This is a genomic window from Blastomonas sp. UPD001 (assembly GCF_003426715.1).
Lineage (GTDB): Bacteria > Pseudomonadota > Alphaproteobacteria > Sphingomonadales > Sphingomonadaceae > Blastomonas.
This window is the reverse complement of sequence record NZ_QKVT01000001.1, coordinates 159,087-169,244: the sequence shown is the minus strand read 5'-3', so window position 1 is coordinate 169,244 and position 10,158 is coordinate 159,087. Positions and strand designations below refer to the sequence as shown.

The 10,158-nt window shown below is 66.4% G+C and carries 11 protein-coding genes and 1 pseudogene; 5 read left to right on the top strand and 7 right to left on the bottom strand.

Translation table 11 applies throughout. The features are described from left to right. The 4 genes from DM995_RS00805 to DM995_RS00790 all read left to right on the top strand — a co-directional run. Nucleotides 1–717 (top strand): amidohydrolase family protein (locus DM995_RS00805; protein ID WP_157973264.1); only part of this gene is annotated, 717 nt, incomplete at its 5' end. 58 nt (nt 718–775) lie between these two features. Then, nucleotides 776–1,456, top strand: a complete 681-nt coding sequence (locus tag DM995_RS00800; RefSeq protein WP_116968181.1) for an NnrU family protein — start codon at nt 776–778, stop codon at nt 1,454–1,456. Nucleotides 1,457–1,503: 47 nt separating this feature from the next. Further along, a complete protein-coding gene (locus DM995_RS00795) occupies nt 1,504–3,912 on the top strand; it encodes a ligase-associated DNA damage response DEXH box helicase (protein WP_116968180.1) in 2,409 nt (802 codons plus the stop codon). Nucleotides 3,913–3,992: 80 nt separating this feature from the next. Then, nucleotides 3,993–4,985: a retroviral-like aspartic protease family protein gene (locus tag DM995_RS00790; RefSeq protein ID WP_198669212.1), complete on the top strand. Its 993-nt coding sequence runs from the start codon at nt 3,993–3,995 to the stop codon at nt 4,983–4,985. A 3-nt stretch (nt 4,986–4,988) separates the two neighbouring features. Here DM995_RS00790 and DM995_RS00785 read toward each other — a convergent pair whose 3' ends face one another. After that, nucleotides 4,989–5,516: a thermonuclease family protein gene (locus DM995_RS00785; RefSeq protein WP_116968178.1), complete on the bottom strand. Its 528-nt coding sequence runs from the start codon at nt 5,514–5,516 to the stop codon at nt 4,989–4,991. A 55-nt stretch (nt 5,517–5,571) separates the two neighbouring features. After that, nucleotides 5,572–5,934 (bottom strand): DMT family protein, encoded by a 363-nt coding sequence (locus DM995_RS00780; protein WP_023839488.1) that lies wholly within the window; start codon nt 5,932–5,934, stop codon nt 5,572–5,574. A gap of 156 nt (nt 5,935–6,090) precedes the next feature. On the opposite strand from DM995_RS00780, the gene DM995_RS00775 reads away from it, so the two are divergent. Continuing rightward, nucleotides 6,091–6,348, top strand: a complete 258-nt coding sequence (locus DM995_RS00775; RefSeq protein ID WP_031318775.1) for a hypothetical protein — start codon at nt 6,091–6,093, stop codon at nt 6,346–6,348. A gap of 8 nt (nt 6,349–6,356) precedes the next feature. On the opposite strand, the gene DM995_RS00770 is transcribed toward DM995_RS00775, so the two are convergent. The 5 genes and pseudogenes from DM995_RS00770 to DM995_RS00750 all read right to left on the bottom strand — a co-directional run. Next, nucleotides 6,357–6,866, bottom strand: a complete 510-nt coding sequence (locus DM995_RS00770) for a PAS domain-containing protein (RefSeq protein WP_116968177.1) — start codon at nt 6,864–6,866, stop codon at nt 6,357–6,359. Nucleotides 6,867–6,875: 9 nt separating this feature from the next. Beyond that, entirely contained in the window at nt 6,876–7,427 is a 552-nt protein-coding gene (locus DM995_RS00765; RefSeq protein WP_116968176.1) for a gamma carbonic anhydrase family protein, read from the bottom strand. A gap of 4 nt (nt 7,428–7,431) precedes the next feature. Further along, a complete protein-coding gene (gene hemB, locus DM995_RS00760; protein WP_116968175.1) occupies nt 7,432–8,445 on the bottom strand; it encodes a porphobilinogen synthase in 1,014 nt (337 codons plus the stop codon). A gap of 215 nt (nt 8,446–8,660) precedes the next feature. After that, a pseudogene (locus DM995_RS22865) lies at nt 8,661–8,807 on the bottom strand (helix-turn-helix domain-containing protein); the annotation flags it as partial. A 126-nt stretch (nt 8,808–8,933) separates the two neighbouring features. Continuing rightward, nucleotides 8,934–10,158: sensor histidine kinase (locus tag DM995_RS00750; protein WP_198669211.1), on the bottom strand; the 1,225-nt coding region annotated here is incomplete at its 5' end.

The following is a 10,158-nucleotide window of genomic DNA, read 5'->3' as shown; positions in this document are numbered from 1 at the left end:
GAGGCGCGCGCGCTCGCCAATGGCCAGCGCGGCGTGCCCGCGCATCCGCACGATGCGCTGCTCAACCGCCAGGATGCCGCAGCGCTGGTGCCGGTGGTCAATGGCGAGATGCGCCTGCTGGTGCATGTCGAGCGCGCTGCCGACATTCTCAACGTGCTCAAGCTGCGCGAGGAGTTTCCGGCGCTCAAGCTCGTGCTTGCGGGCGTGTCCGAAGGCTGGCTGGTCGCGAATCAGATCGCGGCGGCGGGCGTGCCCGTGATCGCCTCGGCGCTCAACGACCTGCCGTCCGAGTTCGAGAAGACCGCCGCCACCCAGTCGAATATCGGCCGGATGAAGCGCGCGGGCGTGACCGTCTCGATCGGCATGATCAACGACAATGATGCACATCGGCTGCATTATTCGCCGCAATATGCGGGCAATCTGGTCGCGCTGCAGCGAATTCCCGGCGCGAGCGGCCTCACCTGGGATCAGGCGTTCGCCGCGATCTCGTCCGGCCCCGCCCAAGCACTGGGCGTCGATGCGATGCTTGGTAGCCTCAAGCCTGGCCGCGCCGGCGATGTCGTGATCTGGGATGGCGATCCGCTCGAGCTTTCGAGCGCGCCCGTCGCCGTGATGATCGATGGCGTGCAGCAGCCGCTCGACAACCGCCAGGCGCGGCTGCGCGACCGGTATCGCACCCCGCAGGAAGGGGCTTTGCCCAAGGCGTACGAACGCTAAGATGCGGTGAAACGGGGACTCGCCGAGGCGAGCCCCCGCACACCGGGGGAGAGCGGCGATGCAGGGCTATGCGATGCTGTTGGCGGGAGCGGTCGGCTTTGTCGGCAGCCATTTCGCGATGTCGCACCCCTTGCGCGCCGGGCTGGTCAGGCGCCTCGGCGACAAGGGCTTCCAGATCGTCTATACGCTCGTGTCCTTCGGCACGCTGTTCCTGATGGTCGAAGGCTTCCAGCGCGCGCCGGTCAGCGCGCCGTTCTGGGCAGCGAACGACCTGCTCTGGGCGGTCTCGACGCTGCTGATGCTGATTTCCGCGATCCTCTTCGTCGGCTCGCTGATCGGCAACCCGGCGCTGCCCGTGCCCGAGGCGGCGGCCAAGCGGATTGCGGTCAAGGACCCCGGCGGCGTGTTCCGCATCACCCGCCACCCGATGATGTGGGGCTTTGCGTTCTGGGGCGTGGCGCATATCCTGATCGCGCCCAGGATCGACACCTTCATCCTGTGCGGCGCGATCATCACGCTCGCGCTGGTTGGCGCGAAGCTGCAGGACGGCAAGAAATTCGTGCTGATGGGCGATGCCTGGCTGCACTGGCAATCGCGCACCAGCTTTCTGCCGTTCGGGCGCGGGTTTGCCTTTCCCGGCTGGGTCGCGCTGATCGGCGGGATCGTGCTGTGGCTGGCGGCGCAATGGGCACATATGCCGCTCGGCGCGGGCGCGGCGGGAATCTTCCGCTGGCTGTGACGCCTCTGCCCCTTTAGCGCGGCGCTGCCACCCCCTATATCGCTGCCATGGCGCTGCCCGAGATCATCACCGACTGGTTTGCGCAGCGCGGCTGGTCGCCCCGGCGGCACCAGCTCGAGATGCTCGATCAGGCCGATGCCGGTCGCCATGCGCTGCTCGTTGCCTCGACCGGCGCGGGCAAGACGCTCGCAGGATTTCTGCCCAGCTTGCGCGATTTTGCCGACGGTGCCGGGCAGGACGGATTGCACACGCTCTACATCTCGCCATTGAAGGCGCTGGCCCACGACGTGCAGCGCAACCTGCTGACCCCGGTGCAGGACATGGGACTGAATGTCCGCATCGAGACACGGAGCGGCGATACCCCCTCGGACCGCAAGGCGCGCCAGCGCGCGCGCCCGCCGCACATCCTGCTCACCACGCCCGAATCGCTGAGCCTGTTGCTCTCGTATCCCGAAGCGGCGGAGATGTTCGCGAGCCTGAAGACCGTGATCATCGACGAGGTGCACGCCTTTGCCGCCTCGAAGCGCGGCGACCTGCTCAGCCTCTCACTGTCCCGGCTTCAGGCGCTGAGCCCCGGGATGCGGCGCGTGGCGCTCTCGGCGACGGTGGCCGATGCCGACAGCTATCGCGCCTGGCTCGCCCCGCATGGCGATATCGATGCGGTGGCTTTGGTCGAGGGCGAGCCGGGCGCGGACCCGGACTTGACCATCCTGATCACCGACGATCGCGTCCCCTGGGCCGGGCATAGCGGCCATTATGCGGTGCCGCAGGTGCTCGAGGAGATCGAGCGCAATAAGACCACGCTCGTCTTCTGCAACACGCGCTTCCTCGCCGAATTCATCTTCCAGAAACTGTGGGAGCTGAACGAGAAGCACCTGCCGATCGGCATCCATCACGGCTCGCTCTCGGTCGAGGCGCGGCGCAAGGTCGAAGGCGCGATGGCGCGCGGCGAGCTGCGCGCGCTGGTCGCCACCGCGAGCCTCGATCTCGGCGTCGACTGGGGCAATGTCGATTGCGTGATCCAGATGGGCGCGCCCAAGGGCTCGTCGCGGCTGCTCCAGCGCATCGGCCGCGCCAACCACCGCCTCGATTGCCCCTCCAGGGCGATCCTGGTCCCCGGCAACCGCTTCGAATATCTCGAAGCCCAGGCCGCGTTCGATGCCGTGACCGAGGGCCAGCGCGACGGCGAGAGCTTCCGCCCGGGCGGGCTCGACGTGCTCGCCCAGCACATCCTGGGCCTCGCCTGTTCGGGGCCGTTCCACGAGGACGATCTGTGCGCCGAGGTCCAGTCCGCTTTGCCCTATAGCGCGCTCACCCGCGAGGCCTTCCTGCGCGTGCTCGGCTTTGTCGAGAATGGCGGCTATTCGCTGCGCGCCTATGACAAGTTCAAGCGGCTGGTGCGCGAGAAGGACGGCACCTGGCGGCTGGCGCATCCCAAGTTCGCGCAGGCCTATCGGCTCAACGCGGGCATCATCGTCGACACACCGATGCTCGACGTGCGCTTCAGGAACGGCCGCTCGCTGGGCCGGGTCGAGGAGGATTTCGCCGCGCAGCTCGCACCGGGCGATACCTTCGTCTTTGCGGGAATGGGGCTGGAGGTCGAGCAGATCAAAGATCTCGACCTGATCGTCAAGGCCTCGGCCAAGGCGACGCAGATCCCGAGCTATAACGGCGCGCGCATGCCGCTGACCACGCACCTGTCGTCGCGGGTGCGCGAATTCCTGACCGACCGCGCGGGCTGGGCGCGCTTTCCCGACGACGTGCGCGAATGGCTGGAAATGCAGGACTGGCGCTCGGCCATGCCCGAGCCCGACCAGCTGCTGGTCGAGACATTCCCGCATCATGGCCGCGAGTACATGGTCTGCTATCCGTTCGAGGGCTGGAACGCGCACCAGTCGCTCGGCATGTTGCTGACGCGGCGGATGGAAGTTCGCGGGCTGCAGCCTATGGGCTTCGTCGCCAACGACTATGCGCTCGCGGTGTGGAGCCTCAAGCGCGTCACCGACCCTGCCGACCTGTTTTCCGCCGATATCCTCGCCGACGAGTTCACCGACTGGGTGGAAAGCTCGTACCTCTTGAAGCGCGCGTTTCGCGAGGTCGCGATCATCAGCGGGCTGGTCGAACGCCAGCATCCCGGCAAGAAGAAGAGCGGACGTCAGGTCACCTTCTCGACCGACCTGATCTATGACGTGCTGCGCAAGTACGAACCCGATCACGTGCTGCTCGAAGCCGCCTGGGCCGATGCGCGCGCGCGGATGACCGATGTCGGGCGACTGGGCGATCTGCTCGACCGCGCGGCGGGCACCATGCTGCATGTCGAGCTGGAACGCGTCAGCCCGCTCGCGGTGCCGGTGCTGGTGATGATCGGGCGCGAGAACGTGGCGCAGGGGTCGGCCGACGATGCGCTGCTGACGGAAGCGGAATCGCTTGCCGCCACCGCGATGCGTGCAGACTGATTGCCAGCCGATGCGTCGGCGTGTTACATCTGCACGACAAACAGATGCTGCGACCATCGCGGTGTGAGAGGATCAGGCAGATGCTGTATCGCCCGCTGGCCGGTGCGTTGACCCTGTGCGCGGCGCTTTGCGCCCAACCCGATGCCATCGCGCAGGAGGCACTGCCCGAGAGCGGCTTTGCCAACACCACCGTCGGGGCGCTCACCGATGCCGACAGCCTGACCCAGGAAGCCGAGCGGATCGCGCTCGCCCGCGACCGCGCCAGCCGCATGACCGTGCCGGTGAGCATCGACGGGCGCGGGCCGTTCAAGTTCATGATCGACACCGGATCGGAACGCACCGTGGTGTCGAGCGACATCGCCTCGGTGCTGTCGCTCGAAATGGCCGAGATCGCGCGGCTGGTGAGCATCGCGGGCAGCAAGATGGTGCAGACCGTGTACCTGCCCGAAGTGACGCTGGGCCGCCGCAATTATGGCGAGCTGGTCGCGCCGATGCTGGAGGCGCACCATATCGGCGCGGACGGCATATTGGGGCTCGACGGGCTGCAGGACCAGCGCATCCTGTTCGATTTTCTCGACAACGCGATCACCGTGGAAGACATTACCGAACGGCCCCGGGTCAGCGATTTCGAGATCGTGGTGAGCGCGCGGCGCAAGTCGGGCCAGTTGATCTTCACCGACGCGACCCTGGGCGGCAAACGGATCAGCGTGGTCATCGATACCGGCGCGCAATCGAATATCGGCAACATGGCGCTGCTCAAGCGGCTGGGCGCATCGCACAAGCTGAGCGCGCAGCAGGCGAGCCTCACCTCGGTCACCGGCCAGACGATCATGGCGGATGCCGGCCTGGCGCAGGATTTCCGCATCGGACGCGCGCAGTTCGACTATGTCCCGATCGTCTTTGCCGATGCCGATGCGTTTCGCGAACTGGGCCTGGACAAGACGCCCGCGCTGCTGCTGGGCATGAGCACTCTCCGCCAGTTCAACCGCATGATGATCGATTTCAAGCAGCGCCGCGTGCTGTTCGACATGCCCGAAGGCGCGCGGGTCAGGGCCGATCGCGCGCGGATCTGACGATCAGCACCAGTCCGGCTTGCCGCCGCCATAGCGGACGGCCAGCCCCTCGCCGACCAGCGTTTCGCCCAGGCTTGTCCCGTTGCGCGTGACCCGGAACAGCGCGCGGCCATAGCGGTCGGTCGCGCGGTCCGCCGGTTCCAGCGCGATCGGCCCGGCGTTCAGCAATTGCTGCATCCGCTGCTTGGCGCGCTGGCCGAGCTGAAATTCGGCATCGCAGCGCGGCGACGAGATCTCGGGCGTATCAATATCGGCGACGCGGATCTTCTGCCCTTCGAGCCAGAAGGTATCGCCATCGACCACGCAGGTAACGCGCTGCCCGCCGCCGCATATCGGAAAATAGGTGGCACTGCCCTGCTCCGCGCTGCCCCGGACGGCGCTGGTCAGACTCAGCAATGTAACCGGTGCATTCGCGCCCCGGCCGATCCAGTCGGGCGCATTCCAGCCGACCAGAGCGGCGAGAAGGATCGCCAGCGGGAAGGTGCGCGAGCTCTCGCGGCGCCGGGGGAGAATGGGATGTGAACGGGCCATGGCCTCAACGTGCGTCGCCCGGGTAAACCAAGCCTTACCGGTGCGACGAAGCGCATCACTTTCCGACGAACAGAAAGCCTACCCCTGCCATGATGCAGGCGAAGGCAGCCAGATGGCGCCAGTTCAGCGCCTCGCCCAAGACCGTGACCATGAAGATGCCGAAAATGGTCAGCGCCAGTGCCTCCTGCACCACCTTCAATTGGCCCGGCGTCCAGCCATGGATGAAGCCGATGCGGTTGGCGGGGACCGCGAAGCAATATTCGATCAGCGCGATGCCCCAGCTGGTCAGGATGACCCAGAACAGCGGCCGCGATGCCGCCGCTTCGGGGCCGCCCTTGAGATGCCAGTACCAGGCGGTGGTCATGAAGATGTTCGAGATGGTGAGCAGCACCAAGGTCGGGGCAATCTGGCTGGGCATGGTCGGCTTTCGGGGGAATGGACAGGGCCGGGTGCGTTCCGGGAGGTAAAGATAAGATAAATCTGTCGTCAACGCCTGCTTAACCTTTGATGGCAGTTCGCGCTTAACCAGCCATCATCACAACTCGTTGAAACACCGAAAAAATGGGGGTTTAGCATGTCACCGGACAATCTGTTCATCTCGTTCCTGTCGATTTCGCTCGCATCGGTCTTTATGGCATTGGTCATCGGCACGCGCGGCGATGAAATCCGCAAGATCGCGCATGCCATCACGGAAGAAAGCGGCGGCTTTGCCAAGCGCAAGGCAACGCGGATCGCGGCGGTCGAGCGCAAGACCGCGATCGCCGACGAGGCGATGATGGCGCGGGCGCGCGGTGAACGCTTCGTACCGCCGCGCGACTATCGCGGGGGCTGAAATCGGGCTCAGACCGTGGCCTGGTCGGTCGCGGGCCCAAGATCGATGATGAAGCCGAGCACGCCAATGGTGGTGCCGTCGCGGCCATAGCGGCAGGTGCCACGCACCAGAACGTCGCGCATCTCGCCCAGATCGGTCACGATGCGAGCGTGGAAATCGAAATCCTCGCCCTGGTCGAGCGATCGCTGCACCGCGTCGCGTACCTTCAGACGGTCGTCGGGATGGTAATAGCAGATGGCCTCGTGCAGCGCCGGCTGGCCGCGCCTGCGGTCACGATGGTGAATGGCAAAGACCTCATCGGACCAGATCAGCGATGTCTCCGAGCGTTCAAACTGCCAGTTGCCGATGCGGCCAACCGACAGCGCAAGGTCGAGCGACAGCGCGATCCGGTTATTGTCGAGGCTCAGTGCATGCCGCTCGCGCTCTGCCAGCCGCAGACGACGCAGCAGCTCGAGCGCTGCCAGTGTCGCCACCAGTACGCACATCCACGGGAGATGGTCGATCAGGATAACGCTCATGCCAGGTCGTCATGGCTCGCGGCAGGCCGACTTGTGCGCCTTGGCATTCTCCACATAATGCGCCACCCCCATGCGCATGCCCATGATCGCGGGTTCGGGCAGGTCGCGCATGTACTGCGCAGGCCGCCCGCCCCAGAGCTGGCCCGAAGGCATGGTCTTGCCCGGCGTAAGCATCGCACCGGCGGCCAACATCGCATCGCCGCCGATCCGGCAGCCGTCCATCACGATCGCGCCCAGGCCCACGAACGCGCGGTCCTCGAGGATGCAGCCGTGCACCATCGCCATATGGCCGATCAGCACGTCCTCGCCGATGATCGTCGGAAAGCCCTCGGGCGATCCGGGGCGCGGGCTGTCGCAATGGATGACGCTGCCGTCCTGCACATTGGTGCGCGCGCCGATGACGATGCGGTTCACGTCCGCGCGGATCACGCAATTGTACCAGATGCTGGCATCGGGCCCGATCTCGACATCGCCGATGATGCGGCAGCCCGGCGCGATGAACGCGCTGTCATGGATGCGCGGGGTCTTGCCGTGCAGGCTGATGACCGAAACGTCGTTCATGCGATCAACCCCTGGCCAGCAGTCGCGCGGCATGCGCGGCATGATAGGTCAGCACCCCGCTGCACCCCGCGCGGCGGAACGCGAGCAGGCTTTCGAGCACCACCGCGTCGCGGTCGCCCGCACCGGCGGCGACAAGCGCCTCGATCATCGCATATTCGCCCGAGACCATATAGGCATAGACCGGCACGCCAAACGCCTGCTTCACGCGCGAGGCGATGTCAAGATAGGGCATGCCGGGCTTGACCATGACGCTGTCCGCGCCTTCGGCAATGTCCATCGCGACCTCGCGCAGCGCCTCGTCGCTGTTCGCCGGGTCCATCTGATAGCCCTTCTTGTTGCCCTTGAGCAGTCCGGACGAGCCCACCGCATCGCGGAACGGGCCGTAGAAGGCGCTCGCATATTTGGCGGCATAGCTCATGATCTGGACATTGTGGTGGCCGTCTGCTTCGAGCGCCACGCGGATCGCGCCGATCCGGCCGTCCATCATGTCCGATGGCGCGATGATGTCCGCCCCGGCGCGCGCCTGGTTGAGCGACTGGCCGACCAGCACCTCGACCGTGGCATCGTTGAGCACATAGCCAGCCTTGTCGATCAACCCGTCCTGGCCGTGCGCGGTATAGGGGTCGAGCGCGACATCGGTGAGCACGCCGATCGAATCGCCCAGCGCATCCTTGATCGCGCGGATCGCGCGGCACATCAGATTGTCGGGGTTGAGCGCCTCTGCGCCATCGTCGCTGCGCCGGTCGGCTTGCGTATTGGGGAACAGCGCGAGGCACGGGATGCCCAGGTCCACCGCCTCGCGCGCGCGCTCGACGATCCCGTCGACCGACCAGCGCGACACGCCGGGCAGCGATGCGATCGGTTCCTCGGTGCCGGTGCCTTCGGTCACGAACAGCGGCCAGATCAGATTGGCGGGCGACAGGCTGGTCTCGCGCACCATGTCGCGGCTCCACGCGGTGGCGCGCGCGCGGCGCAACCGGGTGGCGGGATAGGCGGAGGCGATCGGTGTCAAGCTCATGGAAAAGTCTTAGCGAGTGGACCGGCTGAGGGGAAGCGGTGTTGGGGGGAACGCGTTGCGGCTGACCACGAACTCGTCACCCCCGCGAATGCGGGGGTGTGGATTCACGTTTGAAGTGCAACACTGGTCTTGTATCGGCAGTCCCATCGTCGCCGTCGCACAGCCAGGCTGTGCGCCCGGACCGGCTCATAGCCACCGGGCCAAGCCTTGGTTCTGGCACCGTTGCGCCTCAGCTCCCGGCTGATCGTCGATACCGATCGCCCTAGCCGAGATGCTATCGATCTTCGAGATACATCGGCTGCATGCAGCCGATGTATCTCTATCCGCTCCACGAGGCTGAGCTGGTCGTAATGTTCTCCCATCGCAACACCATCTTAGCAGGTGTTGCACTTGTTCCGTGAACTCAGGGGGTCCCGCTTCAGCGCCAGCCAAGCGTAGCAGCGGGATTCTCGCTTTCGCGGGAATGACGGGTAACCTGCGTGTAGATTTCACCCCATCGGCAGCGTCAGGACCGCACGCAGTCCCTTGACCGCACCGCCCGGCCCGCGCCGGTTCTCGAGCCGCAGCGCGCCGCCATGCTGGTGCAGGATCGCGCGCGCGAGCGTGAGGCCCAGGCCTGTGCCCCCGGTGGCCATGTTGCGCGAGGCCTCGAGCCGGGTGAAGGGTTCGAACATCCGTTCGATCTGGTCGTCGGGAATACCGGGGCCGTCATCGTCGATGGTGATCGACACCCTGCCCGGCACCTGCGCGATGCTGACCCGCGCCCGCGCGCCATAGCGCACCGCATTGCCGATAATGTTGCGCAGCGCGCGGCGGATCCAGGTCAACTGCAGCGGCACGACGATGCGCGGCGTATCGGCGAGCGCGACATCCTGGCCGAGATCGCGATATTCGTCGGCGATCATCTCGACCAGCGCACCCAGATTGACCGGCTCGCGTTCCTCGCCCGTCCGGCCGATCCGCGCCAGCGTCAGGATGTCGTCGAGCGTGCGCGTGATATCGTCGATGCTCGCGACCATCCGCTCGCGCTGGCGGTCGTCGGGCACCGATTCGACGCGCACCCGAAGCGCGGCGAGCGGGGTCTTGAGATCATGCCCGATCGCGCCGAGCATCACGTCCTTCTCGTTCAGCATCGCGGCGATCCGCGCGCTCATCGCGTTGAAGGATCGGGTGAGATCGGCAAGGTCACTGGGGCCGCTCGGCTCGATTGCGCGCGGCTCCTGCGTCTGCTCGAAATGCGCCACGCCCTCGCGCAGCTTGCCCATCGAGCGCGCGATCCGCCGGGTCAGCCAGACCAGCGGCACCAGCATGATGATATAGAGCACGACCGTCTGCAAGGCGATCGATGCGAGGATGCGGCCCGAGGCTTCGGGCACAGGCACGCGCACGCTGAGCCACTGGCCGTCGGGTCGCTGGATTGCGATCACGGCCAGCGTGCGCACGCGATCATTGCTGCGCCCGCCGATTTCCGCCGCCAGCCGGTCGACCCGGCGCGAGCGCGGCGGCGCGGCCATGCTGGCTGCCTCTATGCGGGAATAGGTCACGCCATAGCTGGGCAGCACCGCATGGAGCCGCGATACCAGGCCCGGCACCGGTTCCATGCCCGGCCCGATCGGTGAGGTCGGGGTCAGTTCGGTGCGGCGGAACCGCGCCCCCGGCGCGCGCCCGATCCGGCCCAGAAACCGCTCGCGCAGCGGCCGCCCCTGCTCCAGC

Coding starts and splice junctions, on each gene's coding strand:
- DM995_RS00800 (WP_116968181.1), top strand. CDS start 776: ATGCAGGGCTATGCGATGCTGTTGGCGGGAGCGGTCGGCTTTGTCGGC.
- DM995_RS00785 (WP_116968178.1), bottom strand. CDS start 5,516: ATGGCCCGTTCACATCCCATTCTCCCCCGGCGCCGCGAGAGCTCGCGC.
- DM995_RS00795 (WP_116968180.1), top strand. CDS start 1,504: ATGGCGCTGCCCGAGATCATCACCGACTGGTTTGCGCAGCGCGGCTGG.
- DM995_RS00765 (WP_116968176.1), bottom strand. CDS start 7,427: ATGAACGACGTTTCGGTCATCAGCCTGCACGGCAAGACCCCGCGCATC.
- DM995_RS00790 (WP_198669212.1), top strand. CDS start 3,993: ATGCTGTATCGCCCGCTGGCCGGTGCGTTGACCCTGTGCGCGGCGCTT.
- DM995_RS00770 (WP_116968177.1), bottom strand. CDS start 6,866: ATGAGCGTTATCCTGATCGACCATCTCCCGTGGATGTGCGTACTGGTG.
- DM995_RS00775 (WP_031318775.1), top strand. CDS start 6,091: ATGTCACCGGACAATCTGTTCATCTCGTTCCTGTCGATTTCGCTCGCA.
- DM995_RS00780 (WP_023839488.1), bottom strand. CDS start 5,934: ATGCCCAGCCAGATTGCCCCGACCTTGGTGCTGCTCACCATCTCGAAC.
- hemB (WP_116968175.1), bottom strand. CDS start 8,445: ATGAGCTTGACACCGATCGCCTCCGCCTATCCCGCCACCCGGTTGCGC.